Raw genomic sequence first — 18,024 nt, forward strand, 5'->3', positions numbered from 1 at the left:
TATGTGACATTCGATGCCACTGCGACCAGCGGGATCCTTTACTTCAGTGCTCATATCGCTTCCGAGCTTGACCGTGGGCCGGCCACCGGAGCCTCGTCGATTTCAGGTTCGTCCTACCACGTATCCAAGGTCTCACTGAACTGCGTCGTTAAGGGCGCCTCAGACCTGTCAATAAAAACGGCGGGCATGCAGGTCGGTTTTGTGACCGTTGTCAAGAAGGCCACCCCCGCCGATGGGACGGATTTCAATTTCAACTTGTCCTCGGAGGAAGCAGAATCTTCAGCCAACTTCGAACTGGATGACAGTTCAGATTCCGACACCGGTGAGAATCTTCCGAACCAGATAAAGTACAACGTCGCACCGGGCGAGGTCACGATTTCGGAAGGTGTCCTTCCTGCCGGCTGGAACCTCGCAGACCTGACCTGTTCGGGCGTCGCCCCAACGGTCGACAAAACGAAGCGTCTTGTGTCCTTTACCTTGCTGAACCGTGTGGAAGTCGTTTGTACGTTCACCAACACCAAGACAACCTACAAGGATCTTGCGGTCTCCAAGACTGCCAAGCCAAGGTTCGACCGCGACTACGACTGGACCATCGACAAGAACCTTGCCGCCGGCCAGGACGCCAGCGTCAAGTCGCCGACGACAAACGTCAACGTCAACTACAGCGTGTTGGTCAAGGCCAGCGCCGCGAAGGACAGCAACTTTGTCGTTGACGGTGTCATCACCGTCGAGAACAGCAACTCCGCCGCCATCAACGGCGTGACGCTGAGCGACAGCCTCCCCGGCGCGGAATGTGCCATCGAAACAGCCGGCGGCACAGCCGTTACCGGCCCGATCTCGATTCCGAACGGCACGACGAACTTCAACTACACCTGTGAGATGCCGACCGGAACCACGGCTGCAACCTCAGGAACCAACACCGTCAAGGCCAACTGGGACGCAGCATCCTACTTCGGGACGGATGGCGAAGCCAGCGCCACCAAGGACTTCACCTTCGCAGGTGTCGAACCCACCGTCAGCGATGACAAGGTCACCGTCACGGACAACAACTTTGACCTGAGTACCCTTCCGGATGGCAACCAAGTCACCGCGGCGCAATCATCGAAGACGTTCAACTACTCCATCAAGTGGCCAGGGGTCTCCGGCGAATGCACTACCTACGACAACACCTCAACCTACAAGGAATCTGACGGCGGCACCGGGAGCGATTCGGCTTCGGTCAAGGTGTGCATCGGTGCCAACCTGGAAGTCACCAAGAACGTCCAAGGAAGCTTCAACCGGGCCTACTCCTGGAAGATCGACAAGACCCCGCTGCTGAACGGCCAGCCGGTCGCGGACAACACGAAGTACACCACCAATGCGAACGGCGAGATCACCGTCGATTACCGGGTGACGGTGACGCCGCAGCCATACGTGGACAGCAACTGGGCCATGACCGGCACCATGACGGTGAAGAACCCGAACAAGTGGCAGGACGTCGCCGCTACCCTGACCGACTCGGTGGACGTGGGCGGCGACGCGGTATGTGCCGTGACCGGCCAGACCAGCCCGGGCACCGGGACCGACCTGGATCAGACCAAGCCCGGATTCCAGACGATCATCCCGAAGGACAGCTCCGTCGAGTTCGACTACGGCTGTGAATTCGGTTCGCAGCCCAGGTACACGGGCACCAACACCGCCAGGGTCGATTGGAGCAAGGCCGTGGCCTCAACCCCGGGCGAGTTCGACGAGGGCACTGCCGAAGTCACCGCTGGTTCGTGGACCCAGAGCCCATTGAACCAAAAGGTGACGGTGACCGATGACGAGTTCACCTTCAGCCCCGCATGGACCCTCGATGGGGCCGACGGCACGAAGCCACAGTCCAAGGACTACACGGTGACCTGGACGGTCCCGGCGGCAGACGCCGGCGAGTGCGTACCGTTCACGAACATCGCCAAGGTTTCCGCCACTGAGGTCCTCGCATCCGACGACGCGACCATCCAGGCCTGCCTCCCGGCCGGCTTGAGCGTGTCGAAGACCGTGGATGCAAGCTACGACCGCACCTACACGTGGGACATCGACAAGACGGCCATGACCGACGGCACCGTCAATGCGGGCCCCGAAGGAAAGGCGACGGTCGGCTACGGCATCACCGTCACCGGCGAGGGCTACACGGACACCAAGTCCATGGGCGGAACCATCACGGTGGCCAACGCGAACCAGTTCGGCGGAGACGTCGAGACCACGGTCTCGGACACCACGTCGCTGACAGGCCTGCTCTGCACCGTCGACGCCACCCACGATGTGAACCCAATCGCCACCGGCGTGCAGGTCAACGTACCGCAGGCCACCTTGGTCGACGGGAACTGGATTCCCGGAACCACGACCGTGAACTACACCTGTGATCCAAGCAATGTCGCCGAATCCGACTACACCGGCGGAACCAATACCGCAAAGATTGCCTGGGCCGGCGGCGAAGCCACCAGCCCGGCCAAGGCCATCGAATTCAAGCCGGGAACGATCACCGACGAGACCGTCAAGGTATTTGACGACCAGGCGGTCCCCGGTGCGAACGGCACCGAGGTCGGCACCGTCTCGTGGAGCGAGGTCAAGGACAAGACCCCGCGCACCAAGACGTTCGCGTACGAATTGGAGCATACGGTGGATTCCGGCACCTGCGGGACCTTCACCAACAAGGCATGGATCGAGCTTGAAGGCGACGACTCGGAGAACCCCTCCGACGAAGCCACCGCCACCGTGTGTGGCCAGGCAGGTCTGCAGGTCGCCAAGACCGCTGTCGGCTCCTTCGACCGCGTCTACCAGTGGAACGTGACCAAGGACGTCGACAAGACCGAAAAGACGATCGCCCCGGAAGGAAAGGCAACCTTCAACTACACCGTCAAGGCAGTCCCGAACGGCTTTGAGGACATCGAAGAGACCCTGAGCGGTACGATCACCCTGACCAACCCGAACCAGTTCGCCGACGGAGCCATCACCGCAACGGTGACCGACACCGTGGGCATCGAAGGCGTGACGTGCCTGATCAAGGGCACGGACGCCGACCTCAACGCACCCGGCTTCCAGACAGTGGTGCCAGCCGGCACCAACGGCACAGACGGCAGGCTGGTGCTGAGCTACGAGTGTGGCGGCAAGCCTGCCACGTACACGGGAACCAACACGGTCGACGTGTCTTGGAAGGATGCCACCGGCACCCCGCAATCGGCCCAGGCAACGGCCAAGGTCGAGTACCTCCTCGACACCGAGTACGACAAGACCGTCCTGGTCTTCGACGACAAGGTCCATGAGACCGACTACCCCGAGCTGCTGGGCGAGGCCACCTGGAACCAGGAGAAGACCGCCACGGCTTTCGCCTACGACCTGAAGTTCGAGGGAGCCCCGGGGACCTGCACCGGTTACACGAACACCGCGATCGTGACCGAGAAGGGCTGGAACCAGGCAACCCTGGACTCCGACAGCAAGACCGTCACAGTCTGTGTCGAACAGGACCTGGTTGTCACCAAGGACGCCATGGCCACCTACGACCGCGACTACGATTGGAAGGTCGAGAAGAAGGCCGACGAGACCTCCTTCAAGGTCGATGGGAGCGGCAAGGCCACCGCGGGTTACAAGGTGACCGCCACCCAGGACGGCTACACGGATTCGAAGTGGAAGCTCACGGGCACCATCACGGTGGACAACCCGAACGAGTTCGGTTCGATCACCGCCGATGTCACCGATGCCTTGAATGTTGAGGGCATCACCTGCTCCGTCGCTGAAGGCCAGGACGTGGTGGTCGCTGCCGGCAAGACGGCAACGCTCGACTACACCTGCGATGTCTCGGCCGGCGTGGCCGAAGCCGATTACACCGGCAAGATCACCAACACCGCGACGGCCACCTGGGGAGAGAACCGCAGCGCCTCCAGCGGCCCGGTCGACGCGAACTTCGCACTGGCTACGGAAACGGACACCGAGATCACGGTGACCGACGACCACTACGCCGAGAATGACGGCGTGCTGGGCACGGTGATCCGCGACCAGTCACCGAAGACCTTTGCATACGACGTTGATTGGCAGGGCGTTGCCGGCAGGTGCACCACCTTCACCAACACGGCCGTTCTCGAGGGCGACGACGACAACCCCGCAGGCAACGAATCATCCGCCGACATCGAGGTCTGCGTCGAGGACGGCCTGACCGTGGTCAAGAAAGTCGAGGCAGGCTTCACCCGCGACTACGACTGGAGCATCGACAAGCAGGTCGACCAGGGCAAGTTCACCGTTGACGGGAACGGCAAGGTCACCGCGAACTACACGGTCAAGGCGCTCCTGGACGGGCACAAGGACCAGGACTGGACGATGTCCGGTGCGATCACCGTGTTCAACCCGAACCAGCAGGAAGCCCTCACCGTTGTTGTCACCGACACCCCGGAGATCCCAGGCGCCGTGTGTGCGGTGGCCAACGGCATCGGCGTGAATGTTCCTGCCGCCACCGAGTCGGAGGGCGTGGTCGCCAACGGAAGCGCCACGGTGCAGTACAACTGCACCTTTGCCGACGAGGTCTTGGCAGGCGACTACACGGGCAAGAAGAACCACACCACCGTCACCTGGAAGGGTGTCGACGGGATGGACCGCACCGTGACCAACAGCGCGCCGATCGTCTTCACGCAGACCGGCAGCATCGACGATTCCGTCACCGTTGTCGATGACAAGACCGTTTCCGGGGCCGAGCATGAACTTGGCACCGCGAGCGTGTCCGACGCTCCGAAGACGTTCGCCCCGTACCCGGTTGAACTCCAAGGCACTGCCGGGCAGTGCACCACCTACACCAACACCGCGGTGCTGAACGAGGAAACCGCGACCGACGGCAAGGACGCAAACAACAAGGCCAGCCAGGACGTGGAAGTCTGTGCCAAGGCCGGACTGCAGGTGGCCAAGGACGCCACCGCATCCTTCAACCGCCTGTACACCTGGGACGTGGAGAAGTCCGCGAAGCCGTCGAAGCAGACTATCGCCCCGGACGGAATGGCCACGTTCGCCTACACGGTCACGGCCGAACCCAAGGAAAAGATCGACACAGGGTTCACGCTGGACGGCAAGATCACGCTAACCAACCCCAACCAGTTCGCTGACGGTGCGATCACCGCAACCGTCACGGACACCGTGGGCATCGCCGGATTGAGTTGCGACATCACCAACCCCACGGATCATGATCCGGACAAGGCCGGATTCCAGGTCCTGGTGCCCGCGGGCACCGACGGCACCACCGACGGCACCGTGGAGCTGACGTACCACTGCGCCGGCACACCCGCCAGCTACAACGGCACCAACACCGCGCTCGTGACATGGACCGACGCCGCCGGGGAACCCGCTTCGGCCAAGAACACAGTCAAGTTCGCCTACGAGGCCACCGTGACCAACGAAACCGTGCAGGTCTTTGACAACAAGGCCGGAACGGTTGAGGAACCGGTCCTGCTGGGCACCGCACACTGGAATGACGGACCCACGGCGTTTGACGCCTACGACCTGTCCTTCCCAGGCGTTGCGGGAACCTGCACCGACTACACCAACACCGCGACCTTGACCACCATGGCCGGGGAGCCGCGGGCGATGGTGGCAGCCGGGGAAACGAACCTCTTGGCAACCGACGAGCAGACCGTCACGGTCTGTGTCGAGCAGGACCTGGATGTCTCCAAGGACGCCACGGCCACCTACGACCGCGACTACGACTGGAAGATCGAGAAGCAGGTCGATGAGACCGACTTCAACGTCGACGGCGACGGCAAGGTCGCGGCCAACTACACCGTGACCGCAACGCAGGACGAACACACCGACTCGGGTTGGATACTCGGTGGAACCATCACCGTGCACAACCCGAACGACTTCGGCTCGATCACCGCCGACGTCACCGATGCCCTGAACATCGAGGGCATCACCTGCTCCGTCGCCGACGGTGCGGACGTGCAGATCGCTGCCGGTGAGACGGCAACGCTCAACTACACCTGTGACGTTGCCGCCGGCGTGGACGAAGCCAAGTACAGCGGCTTCATCAAGAACACGGCGACCGCCACCTGGGGCGATGGCCGCACCGCGTCCAGCAATCCGATTGACGTGGACTTCACGCTCGATCAGGCCACCGACGCCTCGGTCAACGTCTACGACGACTTGACCAACCCGGATGCGGAGCCCGTGAAACTGGGCACCGCGACCCTGGACGGCGAGAACGTCTTCGGCCCCTACCCCGTTGAGCTCCAAGGCACCGCGGGCAAGTGCACCACCTTCACCAACACCGCGGTGCTCAAGGAAAAGGCCGGCAGCGACGAGGACAACACCGATTCGGTGTCCGTCGAGGTCTGTGTCGAGAAGGGCCTGACGGTCGTCAAGACCGTCAAGGCCGGATTCACCCGCGACTACGACTGGAGCATCGACAAGCAGGTCGACCAGGGCAAGTTCACGGTCGACGGCAACGGCAAGGCGACCGCGAACTACACGGTCACCGCCACCAAGGACGGGCACAAGGACCAGGACTGGACGATGTCCGGCTCGATCGACGTGTTCAACCCGAACCAGCAGGAAGCACTGACCGCCGACATCAGCGACGTCACCTCCGTGCCGGGCGCAACCTGCACCATCGCCGGCGGCGGCACGGACGTCGTTGTCCCCGCGGCCACCGTCGTTGACAGCGAAGTTGTCAGCGGCAAGACCACCATCACCTACGATTGCGTGATCGATGCCGAGCTGGCCGACTCCGACTATGAGGGGCACACCAACACCGCCACCGTCACCTGGACCGGCACGGACGGCAAGGACCGCACCGCCGACTTCGCGGCGGAAGTCCTGTTCACCCAGGACCGGACCAAGGACATCGACGAGACGGTCGACGTTATCGACGACAAGACGGTACCCGGCGCCACACACGATCTGGGCAGCGCCAGCGTCTCCGAGTCGCCGGTCGAGTTCCAGTACTCGGTCGAACTGGCGGGCGTGGCCGGAGAATGCACCACCTACACCAACACCGCAGTCCTCCAGGAAACCACCGGAACCGACGAGGTCGACAACACGGCCACGGCGGACGTGGAAGTATGTGCCAAGGCGGGACTGGAAGTTTCCGACCCCGGCGAAGCCACCTTCGACCGCGAGTACCTGTGGAAGCTGGACAAGCAGGTGGACCGCACAGGGGCCGAAATCGGCCTGGACTCAACGGCGACGTTCAACTACACGGTCGCGGCGACACCCGACGGTTATGAGGATTCAAACCACCAGGTGGCGGGCACCATCACACTGGTCAACCCGAACCGGTTTGCCGGGGGAGAGATCACCGCCACGCTCACCGGAGGGGTCGATATTGCGGGAGTCACCTGCGACATCGATGCCACCGACGCCGACCCGGACACCGACGGATTCCAGGTCCTGGTGCCGGCCGGCGCCGACGGCACGGCCAACTCCGTGACCCTTCCCTACACCTGCACCGGGACCCCGGAAAACGGGGCCTACGCAGGCGAGCACACCGTCACCGCGACCTGGGCAACTGCCCAGGGCGGGGTCGCCACCGCCACGGCCTCGGTCGAGGTGCTCTACGAGCAGGTGGGTTCCACGAATGCCGGCCTTGAGGTCTTTGACGACAAGGCCGGAACCGTCGAAGCCCCGGTGTCCCTGGGCACCGCGGACTGGAACTCCGACGGTGTTCCCACGGAGTTCACCTACCAGGTGATCTTCACGAACCCGAACCCGGATGCCCTTCACGGCACCTGCACCACCCACACCAACACCGCCACCTCGGTGGCAACGGACGACGCCAGCACGTCGGTCGAGGTCTGCGTTGAGGTAGGGGCCCCGACGGTTGAAAAGACCGTCACCGGCACCCGGCAGAACGCCGATGGCAGCTGGAGCATCACCTACAAGCTGGAGGTCACCAACAACGACGACGTCCAGGGTCGCTACTCGCTGGATGACACCCTGTCCTTCGGCGGCGGCATCACCGTCACCGACGCCTCGTGGACCGGCCCGACGGGCGGCGACTCGGGCGCCTGGGACCTGGCGACCCCGGATTACACCGAGGTCATGGCCACCGACAGGCTGATCGACGCCGGCGCCACCGAGGCCTACCAGGTCACGGTCACCGCCAACGTCGCGGCCGGGGTCACGGGCACCGAGGCCGGCAACTGCGAACTGGTCGAGGGCGAGGACGGCACGGGGTTCCTGAACTCGGCCACCATCACCGCCAACGGGCAGAGCGCCGAGGTGACGGCCTGCGCGGAGCCGACCACACCGAAGATCGCCAAGACCGCCACCGGGGAACCGGTGCTGGATGAGGCAACCGGAACATGGAACGTTTCCTACAAGCTGGAAGTGGACAACACCACCGGACACGATTCCCACTACGATCTTCTCGATTCCCCGGCATTCGCCGCAGGAACGCAGATCGAGGGCTGGAACGTCGTCTCTCTTGGCGAGGACACCCCGGCCATGGACCTGAACGGCACCACCGTCCCGGTGGCCATCGCGGATGACGCACCGATCGCGGCGGGCACACGGCACGCCTACCTGGTGACCTTCACCGTGGACCTGGCCGGGCTGGGCCTGGAAACGAAGCGGGAATGCGGGGACGCCGGAAGCGGCTTCTTCAACACCGCAACGCTCACCAGCGGCAACCAGACCGGTGCGGACGAGGACTGCGTGAAGATCCCGGCCACCGGAAACCCGGACATCGCCAAGACCGTCACCTCCGCCATGCAGCAGCCCGACGGCAGCTGGGTTGTGGACTACACGGTCACGGTGACCGGGGACGCGGCATCGCCGAGCATCTACTCACTGGATGACACCCTGGCCTTCGGCGCAGGTGCCACCATCGATTCGGCCACCTGGAGCGGACCGGACGGCGCCGACGGCGCCTGGAGCGCACCCGACACCGATCCCGCCACCATGCTTGCCACCGACAAGTTCCTGGCCGCGGGCGACACCGACGAGTACGAGGTCAGCGTCACCGCCACTGTGGCCGCCGGAAGCACCGGCAGCACGGACGGGGATTGCAAGCTCACCGAGGGGGAGGACGGCACCGGGTTCCTGAACACGGCGAGAATCACCTCCAACGGCCAGGACCGCGAGGCCCAGGCCTGTGCCGCACCGGTTGCCCCGAGCCTCGACAAGCAGGCCCTTGGGCTGGTCCAGCATGAGGACGCCGACGGAAACTGGGACGGCACCTGGGACGCGAGCTACAAGCTCATCGTCACCAACCCGGCCACCGGCGGTGCGGGCGCGAACTACACGCTCGCCGACACCCCGGCCTTCGCCGAGGGCGTCACCGTCAACGACCGTTACGTCAGCTCCACCGATGTGGTTGTCAACGAGGGATGGCACGGCAGCAACTCCACCGACGACGTCGTGGTGGCGGACCAGGTCCTGGAATCGGGAGCCGTCCACACCTTCACGGTCATCGTCAACGTGTCCCTGACCTCCGCGATCAACGATGCGGATCGGGCATGCGGCGAGGGCGGCCACGGCCTGTTGAACACCGGTGTTCTCACCGCAGGAAACGAGTCCGATACGGACAGCGCCTGCCTGGAAATCCCGGAACCGGGCAGCAACGTCGTCAAGACGGCCGTCACGGCCGAGGAGAACGCGGATGGCAGCTGGGATGCGCACTACACGGTCGTGGTGAACAACACCTCGGACGTGGCAACCCGCTACAACCTCACCGACACGCTGCGCTTCGGCGCGGGGATCACCGCCACCGGCGCCACCTGGACCCTGGAAGGCACCGATACGGCCGGCAGCTGGGAGAACCCCGGCACCGACACCTCCACGGAACTGGCCACCGACCGCAACCTCGAGGCACGCGACTCCCACACCTACGTGGTGCACGTCGTCGCGGTCCTGGCGGACGGGGTCATCGGGTCCGAGGCCGGCACCTGCCGGCCCGAGGACACGAACACCGACGGCGGCTTCCTGAACGAGGCCACCCTGAGTGCCAACGGCAAAACCACCACGTCCCGCGCTTGCGAGACCCCGGTGAAGAACCCGCGCGGCTACTCGCTGGTGAAGACCTCGGATCCGGCCAGCGGCACCGTTGTCTGGCCAGGGGACACCGTCGGATACACCCTCACGGTGCGCAACACCGGGCAGTTCGTGTACGCCGGGGCGGTAATCACCGACGAGATGGCCGGCTGGCAGCACGCGGCCACCTTCAACGAAGGAAGCCTGTTGCTCTCGGGCGGCGAATCGGCCATCGAGGGCAGCAAGCTGACCTGGACCGTCGGGGACCTGGCGGTGGGCGAGGAGAAGACCCTGACCTACTCCGTCACGGTCGATGACGAGGCCTGGGATACGGTCCTGGTGAACGTGGCCACCGGCAGCGGGGATGTCCCGCCGTCGAAGACCGTGCACCCGACCCCGGAGGAGCAGCACCTGCTGCCGGCACCGCCGGTCGTCGTGGTCCCGCCAGTGAATCCGGCACCTGTGGTCGTGGTTCCGCCGCGCAAGCCGGCATCGGCGGTTGTGGTTCCGCTGCGCAAGCCGGCATCGGCGCTGGCGAAAACCGGCGCGGATGACTCCACGCTGTGGATCCTGGGCTCCGGCGCACTGATCCTGCTCCTCGGGGCAGCGTTCGTGGCAAGCACCCGCCGCCGCAAGGGCGAAGGGAACTAACCCACAGGATAAACCGAAGTTCGCGGTCGGCCCCTCCCCAGTCCGGGGGCGGGCCGACCGCGAACCCCTGTAGACCGGCCGGTCTTGCCGCAACCCCCAGGTGGCAGGGCCGGCCACTTCCATGCCCGGCGGGCTTATGATGGGCACCGTGGAATACGAATCCTGGCGTGCGATGTTGCTCTCCCTTCCCGGTGCCTTCGAGGACTTTCCCTTCGGCGAGGACGCGGCAGTCTTCAAGGTTAAAGGCAGGGCCGGGGCACGGGCCAAGATGTTCGGGCTGCTGATGCACCGCGGCGGAACAACGACCCTGAACCTGAAGTGCGACCCGGCCCTGGCCGAGCAGCTGCGAGCCGCAAACCCCCAGATCACCCCGGGATACCACATGAACAAGAAGCACTGGAACACCGTGGTGCCGGGCTTGGATTCGGAGACCATGCTGGCGATGGTCGAGGACTCCTACGACCTGGTGGTCGCCTCCCTGCCGGCCGCCGACCGCGCGGAGCTGGGCTGGAAGGGCCTGCTCGAGCGGGGCTGAGGCGGATTCTGTAGGCTGGGGGCATGTACTTCATCGTTGTAAAGTTCCAGACCAAGCCCGAATACACCGAGCAATTCATCGACCTGGTGACCCCGTTCACCGAAGCCACCCGCGCCGAACCCGGCAACCTCTGGTTCGATTGGTCCCGCAGCGTCGAGAACCCGGCCGAGTTCGTGCTCGTCGAGGCCTTCCTCGACGACGATGCCGCCGGCGCCCACGTGAACTCCGACCACTTCAAGGCCGGCCTGGAATCCATGCGCCCGGCCCTGGCCGCCACCCCGAAGATCGTCTCGCGCAAGGTCGAGGGCGACTCCTGGGGCGACATGGGCGAACTGCAGATCGGCTAGCCACCGGCCATGTTCGAGCCACTGCGGCACAAGCTGCAGCAGACGTTCTCCGCCCAGGAACACTACGACCCGGTCTGGGAACGCGAGCTGGACCGCGGGGACGATGCGGGATACTTCCCGCACGACTCCGCGGTCTGGGTGGTGCACGGGGGCATGAGCCCGATCGCCGCGGGCATCCGGGCACTGCTGACCCAGGCGCTGCATCCCGGCGCACTGGCCGGGGTCGCCGAGCATTCGGACTACCAGTCCGACCCGTTGGCCCGGCTGGCCGGGACCATCCGCTGGATCTTCACCCTGACCTACGGCGACACGGCGGCCGCGAACGCCGCCTGTGCGTGGGTGGCCCGCCGCCACGAGCCGGTCACCGGCAGGTACGTTTCCGGCACCGGGGCGGAACGCGACTACGCGGCCAACGACCCCGGGCTCGCCGAATGGGTGCACATCGCCTTCGCCGACGCGTTCTTGCGCAGCCACGAGATCTTCTCCGGCCCCGTCCCGCAGGGAGCCGACGCCTACGTGCGGGAATGGGCCAAGGCCGGCGAACTCATGGGCGTGGCCAACCCGCCGCGCAGCGATGCCGAGCTGAAGGCGGCCATCGCCGGCTACGAATCCCGCGGCGAACTGGCCGGAGGCCCCCGGGTCGAACAGGTCGTCTCCTTCCTGAAGAACCCGCCGCTGGATCCGGCGGTGCTGCCCGGCTACAAGCTGCTCTTTGCCGCCGTCGTGGACACGCTGCCGGAAAACCACCGCAAGCTCTTGGGCCTGCAGCGGCCCGCGCTGGGCCCGGTGCCGCTCCCGGCCCGCCTCGGCGGCAGGGCGGTGCTCGGGGTGGCCGGCCTGGCCCTGGCCAAGCGGGGACCTGCCGAGCTAGCCGCCCGGCGCAGGCTCTTCCGCCTCGGGCTGCTGTCCGACCTGAGCTACCCGGAGGCGGGGATGACCGGGCGTGACCCGATGCCCGAGGGCTACCGCCACCTGCGGCTGCGCGAACGGGTCGGCTCGGGCCAGGCGGCCTTCGACGCGCTGGCCGAAGGCATCCTCAACTGGTCCCTGCATGGGCGTTCGGGCCTGCGCACGCGGCCCGACACCCCGCGGGTGAAGCTCGGCAGCCGCGTCGAGCTGGGCTTCGGCGTCCGCCCGGCACGCATCAAGGCGCCCTGCCGCGTGGTGCGGCTGATCGACGAGCCCGGCCGGTCCGGCTTTGCCTACGGGACGCTGGCCGGGCACCCCGAAACGGGGGAGGAGTCCTTTTCCGCGGTGCTGGAGAAGGACGGATCGGTGTACCTGGAAATCAAGGCCGCCTCGAGGCACTCCAACCGGTTCTACACGATGGCCGCCCCGGTGGCGGAAGCCGCCCAGCGACTGGCCACCCGGCGGTATGTCGCCGCCGCCCGCGAGCTGGCCGGCGGCCACTGACGCCGCCGCCCTACCGGCAGGTGTTGGCCGGCTTCTTGCCGTCGAGCCTGTCGTTGGCCCACGCCACCAGGTCGCCGATCAGCGGCGAATCATCCTCGACCAGCGGCATGTGGTCCCGGCCGGCGTACTCGCGGTACTCCAGCTCCTGCCCCGCGGCGCAGCGCCCGGCAACCCAGGCGCGCTGCATCCCGGGCAGCACCAGCTGGTCATCGAGCCCCTGGGCCACGAAAAGCGGGTAGTCGATGGCCATGTCCACCGAGTTCTCCTCCAGCCTTGCCCCCAGCGGGCCCTTGAGCGCGGACTCGGGGATGACCGCGTCGAAGAGCTGGGTGCCGCCGACGACCGCCGAAAGCGCATCGCGCCCGTCGAAGCAGAGTTCCCCGATCCGCTGCACCGACCTCGCATACCCGGGGGTGACCAGTGAAGCCAGACCGAGCTCGGGGAAGAGATCGTTCCAGGACGCGGCAATGTAGGAGGAGACCACCTTGCCCGCGGCCCCGTCCTTGACCCCCAGCGCCAACGCCGCCAGGTTGCTGGCCGGGGCCAGCGCCGCGACCCCCAGGATCCCGATCTCCGGGGCATAGTCCCTGGCGATGGCCGCGCTGAACAGCGCGCCGTGCCCGCCCTGCGAATGCCCCCAGATGAGCGTGTCCCCGCGCAGCGTGAATTCCCGCAGCTGGCCGGCGGCCCGGTAGGCGTCGAGCACGTTGCGGCCCTCGGCCTGCCCCACCAGGTAGGGGTGCGGGCCCGCGGTGCCCAGGCCCACGTAGTCGCTCATGACCCCGGCCCAGCCCCGGGACACCAGCTCGCGCAGGGCCGCGGCCGGCCCGTCCGAATACGGCGACGCCGACAGCGAGGGGGCGCAGCGCGGGATGATGCCCTTGGTGCCGTGGGCCATGGAGATGACCGGCAGCGCCGTGGCCCCGCGGTCCTTCGGGACCACGACGGAACCCGAGGCCACGGCGGGGGACCCGTCCGGGTCGGTGGTCGTATACAGGATGCGCCAGGCGTCCGCGTCTTCCGGGATGCCCCGGAGCAGGGGCTCGGCGCGCAGCAGCTTGCCCGGTTCTGCGGGAACAAGAGTGGGCGGGGTGTAAAACGCATCCGGGACCAGCTTCGGATCCCCCGCATGGACAAAGGAGGTCACCAGCACCATGCCAACGGCCAGCAGCAATGCAAGCGCGGAGCCCGCGATCCGCCCGAAGCCGCGCAGCCGCCCTGGCTTCCCTGGCGCGGGGGAGCACCGGCCGCGGGCCAGGTACCCCAGGATGAGCCGCAGGCCGATGAAGACAAGCCAGCCGCCGAAGAACACGCCAAAGGCCCACACCGTGAGCCGTGGCCACAGCAGCACCAGCAGCCCGGCAAACACCGCGGCCAGCCCGCCCAGCAGCGCCGACGCGCGGTCCGGGGAGCCCCTGCGCAGGGCCGAGGCCAGGGACCCGGCCCCGGAAACCAGCAGGAGGATGGAGACGGACAGCGCGAGCATCGGCAGCGTGGCCCCGCGCCAAAGCAGCGCCGCGATCCCCGCGCCGGCCAGCAGGACGCCGCTGCCGCCGGTGATCCATGGGCAGGAGTTGGCCTGGTCCGCGTCGGTGTCGATGGCCTCGAGGATGCGCAGCACCGCGACGGCAACCAATCCCGCGGCCACCAGGACGACGAAGACCTTGATGGACGCGGAGGAATGCAGGGCCAGGACGGTCCCGAGCCCCAGCAGGGCCAAGCCCAGCAGCGGGCGCACCCAGCCACGGGTCCTGCGCAACAGTCCTGCCATCGGTGGTTCCCCCCTGAAAACGCCAGGCCAAGCGCCTGTCCATGCAAACATTCTGCCGTACGGCTTTACCGCACCGGGCATCCGGGGCCCGCGGCGCAAGCCCGTACCACCCGTGGCAGCCGGTCAGTAGACTGGGGCCGGGAACAAACACCGGGAGGTTCGGATGTCAGAAACGACTGTTGCAGGGGTCATGGCGGAGCTGGCAGGGCTCGAAAACCCGAAGGTGCGCGAGGCCAACGAGAGGCGCGGGGACGACCACGGGGTGAACCTGACCCAATTGCGGGCGGCGGCCAAGCGGCTGAAGACCCAGCAGGACCTGGCCCTCGAACTGTGGGCCACAAACGACACCGCAGCCCGGCTGCTGGCGCTGCTGGTCTGCAAACCCAGGGAATTCGGGTCCGGGCAGCTGGATGCGATGCTGCGCGAGGCCCGAGCCCCGAAGGTGCACGACTGGCTGGTGAACTACGTGGTGAAGAAATCCAGGCACGCCGAGGAACTGCGCGTGGCCTGGATGGCGGACGCGGATCCGGTGGTCGCCAGCGCCGGCTGGGCGCTGACCAGTGAACGGGTTGCCAAGAAGCCCGAGGGCCTGGATTTGCCCGGATTGCTGGATGTCATCGAGGCGCAGATGAAGGAGGCCCCCGCACGCCTGCAGTGGGCCATGAACCAGACGCTGGCCACGATCGGGATCGAGCATCCCGCGCTGCGCGCCAGGGCTCTGGGGATCGGGGAGCGCCTGGAGGTGCTCAAGGACTACCCGACGCCGCCGAATTGCACCTCGCCGTTCGCCCCGGACTGGATCAACGAGATGGTGCGCCGGAAGGAAGCCTGACGCGGGGCAACAGATGGGGCAGGCGCCCCATGCGCCGTTTGCAGGGGACTCCTAGGCTCGGGGTATCGAGCACAAGGAGTTCGCCATGAAAGCACCAACACCGCGCCAATGCGCCGATGAAGCGGAGGCCGGGCCGCGGCTGCCGCAGGGGAGCGCCGAACGCTTTTCCGGGTACGCGCTGATGGGCATGCCCTTCGGCGACGGCCGGTACCTGGCCTACCGGCGCTTCACCGCCAGTTCCATCGGTCCGGCCTACCATGCGGTGTGGCTGCGCCGGGGAGATGGACGCTGGAGCGTCTATGCCGACGCCCCGCCCGAACTCAGCTGCAACAGGTACTTCGGTGCCGCCTTCAGCCACGCGGTCCAGTGCCCCGTCAGCGGTCGCTTCACCGACCCGTTCACGCTCGAGGTTGCGGTGCCCGGCGTGCTGGAATGGCGGATCCGGCTGGAGCGCACCCGCGCCGCGGGCGCGCTGAGTGCGATGGCCGGGATGATGCCGGCCGCTGTGTGGCGCAACGACCGGCTGCTCGGCGCCATGGGCCGGGCGATGGGACCGGCGCTGCGTGCCGGACGGCTGGGCATGGCCGGACTGGTGCCCAACGGCCAGCGGTTCCGGGCCCGCCCGCTGCGGGTGTGGACGGCGGCCGCCGCCGAGGCGGTCATCGACGGCCAGGACGCCGGGGCGCCGCGGCCGTTGGCGGCGCAGGAACACCTGGCGGATTTCTGGCTGCCGCAGCGCGGGCTGTTCGTGGCCGACCTGGACCTCGAGTTCCCCTCCACGGCCCCCGCGGTTCCGGCCGCTGCCGTGGGCGGCGGCCGAATGCCCTGAACCGGGTGCAGGATGGGGCCTGCGACGTAAACTGGAGTCGTGGCCAGGCAGGGATCGGACGCGTTTTCAGGGCCCGCGGGGCCCGGGGCGGAATCCGTTGCGCAGTCGTCGGTTCCCGGACCCGCGCCGCGCCGCAGCGAACTGCTGGCCGCGCTCTCGCTGGCCATCGACCTGGGGCTCGGCCAGCCCATGGAACACATGATGCGCGCGACCCTGCTGGGGTTGCGCATCGCCGAGGCCCTGGACGTCGACCACCAGGTGCGCGAGCGGATCTACTACGCGAACCTCCTGGCCTGGATCGGATGCCATGCCGATTCCTACGAACTGGCCGCGCTCTTCGGTGACGACATCGGGTTCCGCTTCGACTACTACCTCATCGATGCCACCGGGCTGCCCATGCTCTCCATGATGGTGCGCCACACGGCCGCGGATCTGCCGGGCGGGCAACGGGCCCGGGCCCGGGCGCGTTTCATCGCCACCGCACGCTCGTCCGTGCGGGATTTGATTTCCTCGCACTGCACCTCGGCCGGTCGGCTGGCCGCACGCGTGGGCCTGGACGAGCAGCTTCCGGGCATCCTGGAGCACACCTTTGAGCGCTGGGACGGCAGGGGACTGCCGGCCGGGAAATCCGGGGTGCAGATTCCGCTGGAAATGCGGATCGCGCAGCTGGCCGACACCGTCGAGGTCCACCTGCGCACCGCGGGCCTGGACGGGGCCGTGGCCATGGCCGCGGCGCGCCGCGGCACCCAATTCGACCCGGCCCTCGCCGACCTGTTCTGCGCCCGGGCCCCGGAACTGGCCCACGGGCTGCTGGAGGAGGACCCCTGGCCCACCGTGCTGGAATCAGCGCCCCGCGACGCCGCGCTCACCGGGGCGGAGCTGGATGCGGTGCTGGAGGCCATGGGAGATTTTGCCGACCTGAAATCCCCGTGGACCATCGGGCACTCCCGGGCCGTGGCGGCCCTGGCCGCCGGCGCGGCGGCCAGCTACGGGCTGGGTGCCGCCGAAACCCGGGTGCTGCGCCAAGCCGGCTGGGTGCACGACCTGGGGCGGATGGGGGTGTCCAACGCCCTGTGGGATGCCCCGGGGGAGCTCTCGGGGATCCAGCGCGAGCACCTGGACATGTACCCGCTGCTCAGCGAGCGGATCCTCGCCCGGGTGCCGGGCATGCGGCGCGTGGGGCAGGTGGCGGGGGCTCACCGCGAGCGGCTGGACGGCTCGGGCTACCCGCTGGGGCGCACCGCCTCCGGGCTGGATCCGAGCCAACGCCTGATTGCGGCCGTCGATGCCTACCAAACGTATCTGGAGCCGCGCCCGCACCGGGCGGCGCTGGATGCCCGGGCGGCGGCCATGCGCCTGCGCGGCGAGGCCGACTCCGGCAGGCTTGAGGCCCGCTCGGTCGAGGCGGTGCTCGTAGCGGCCGCGGGCGCCGGGGGACGGTTGCCCGGGGCAGGACCCGGCGGCCTGACGGCCCGCGAGATCGAGGTGCTGCGGCTGCTGTGCCGGGGGATGGACCACCAGAAGATTGCCGCGGCCCTGGTCATCTCCCCGAAAACCGTCCGGAACCACATCGAGCACATCTACCTCAAGACCGGTGCGGCCAACCGCGTCTCCGCCACGCTCTTCGCCCTGGAGAACGGGTTGTGGGACCGCGAGGCCAGGTGACCGGGACGCCGGGCG

General features: G+C 67.2%; 8 protein-coding genes. 7 read left to right on the top strand and 1 reads right to left on the bottom strand.

The genetic code is table 11. The features are described 5' to 3' along the window. The first annotated feature begins 186 nt into the window (after positions 1–186). The 4 genes from FPY90_RS15580 to FPY90_RS15595 all read left to right on the top strand — a co-directional run bounded on the left by FPY90_RS15580 (position 187) and on the right by FPY90_RS15595 (position 12,912). Positions 187–10,617 (top strand): DUF7927 domain-containing protein, encoded by a 10,431-nt coding sequence (locus FPY90_RS15580; RefSeq protein ID WP_498681961.1) that lies wholly within the window; start codon positions 187–189, stop codon positions 10,615–10,617. Between the two features lie 139 nt (positions 10,618–10,756). Next, complete coding sequence (locus tag FPY90_RS15585) at positions 10,757–11,152, top strand: MmcQ/YjbR family DNA-binding protein (RefSeq protein ID WP_498685604.1); 396 nt, start codon at positions 10,757–10,759, stop codon at positions 11,150–11,152. A 23-nt stretch (positions 11,153–11,175) separates the two neighbouring features. Then, positions 11,176–11,499 carry a putative quinol monooxygenase gene (locus FPY90_RS15590; RefSeq protein ID WP_498681962.1) on the top strand — a complete coding sequence of 108 codons (324 nt, stop codon included), beginning with the start codon at positions 11,176–11,178 and terminating at the stop codon, positions 11,497–11,499. Positions 11,500–11,508: 9 nt separating this feature from the next. Then, positions 11,509–12,912, top strand: a complete 1,404-nt coding sequence (locus tag FPY90_RS15595; protein ID WP_498681964.1) for a DUF1990 family protein — start codon at positions 11,509–11,511, stop codon at positions 12,910–12,912. Between the two features lie 10 nt (positions 12,913–12,922). On the opposite strand, the gene FPY90_RS15600 is transcribed toward FPY90_RS15595, so the two are convergent. After that, positions 12,923–14,683, bottom strand: coding sequence for a lipase family protein (locus FPY90_RS15600; RefSeq protein WP_498681965.1), 1,761 nt, complete (start codon positions 14,681–14,683; stop codon positions 12,923–12,925). Between the two features lie 163 nt (positions 14,684–14,846). Between FPY90_RS15600 and FPY90_RS15605 the strand changes: the two genes are divergently transcribed. The 3 genes from FPY90_RS15605 to FPY90_RS15615 all read left to right on the top strand — a co-directional run bounded on the left by FPY90_RS15605 (position 14,847) and on the right by FPY90_RS15615 (position 18,009). Beyond that, the gene (locus FPY90_RS15605; RefSeq protein ID WP_498681967.1) at positions 14,847–15,515 is read left to right on the top strand and encodes a DNA alkylation repair protein; all 669 of its coding nucleotides are present in this window, start codon (positions 14,847–14,849) and stop codon (positions 15,513–15,515) included. An 85-nt stretch (positions 15,516–15,600) separates the two neighbouring features. After that, positions 15,601–16,344 carry a hypothetical protein gene (locus tag FPY90_RS15610; protein ID WP_498681970.1) on the top strand — a complete coding sequence of 248 codons (744 nt, stop codon included), beginning with the start codon at positions 15,601–15,603 and terminating at the stop codon, positions 16,342–16,344. Between the two features lie 39 nt (positions 16,345–16,383). Continuing rightward, positions 16,384–18,009, top strand: coding sequence for an HD domain-containing phosphohydrolase (locus tag FPY90_RS15615; RefSeq protein ID WP_498681971.1), 1,626 nt, complete (start codon positions 16,384–16,386; stop codon positions 18,007–18,009). Positions 18,010–18,024: the final 15 nt, after the last annotated feature.

This window comes from Arthrobacter sp. C2, assembly GCA_024207135.1.
Classification (GTDB): domain Bacteria; phylum Actinomycetota; class Actinomycetes; order Actinomycetales; family Micrococcaceae; genus Paeniglutamicibacter.

Excerpts from the sequence above, each read along its gene's own strand:
- FPY90_RS15600 (WP_498681965.1), bottom strand. The coding sequence starts at position 14,683 with ATGGCAGGACTGTTGCGCAGGACCCGTGGCTGGGTGCGCCCGCTGCTG.
- FPY90_RS15605 (WP_498681967.1), top strand. The coding sequence starts at position 14,847 with ATGTCAGAAACGACTGTTGCAGGGGTCATGGCGGAGCTGGCAGGGCTC.
- FPY90_RS15580 (WP_498681961.1), top strand. The coding sequence starts at position 187 with ATGCAGGTCGGTTTTGTGACCGTTGTCAAGAAGGCCACCCCCGCCGAT.
- FPY90_RS15585 (WP_498685604.1), top strand. The coding sequence starts at position 10,757 with ATGGGCACCGTGGAATACGAATCCTGGCGTGCGATGTTGCTCTCCCTT.
- FPY90_RS15610 (WP_498681970.1), top strand. The coding sequence starts at position 15,601 with ATGAAAGCACCAACACCGCGCCAATGCGCCGATGAAGCGGAGGCCGGG.
- FPY90_RS15595 (WP_498681964.1), top strand. The coding sequence starts at position 11,509 with ATGTTCGAGCCACTGCGGCACAAGCTGCAGCAGACGTTCTCCGCCCAG.
- FPY90_RS15590 (WP_498681962.1), top strand. The coding sequence starts at position 11,176 with ATGTACTTCATCGTTGTAAAGTTCCAGACCAAGCCCGAATACACCGAG.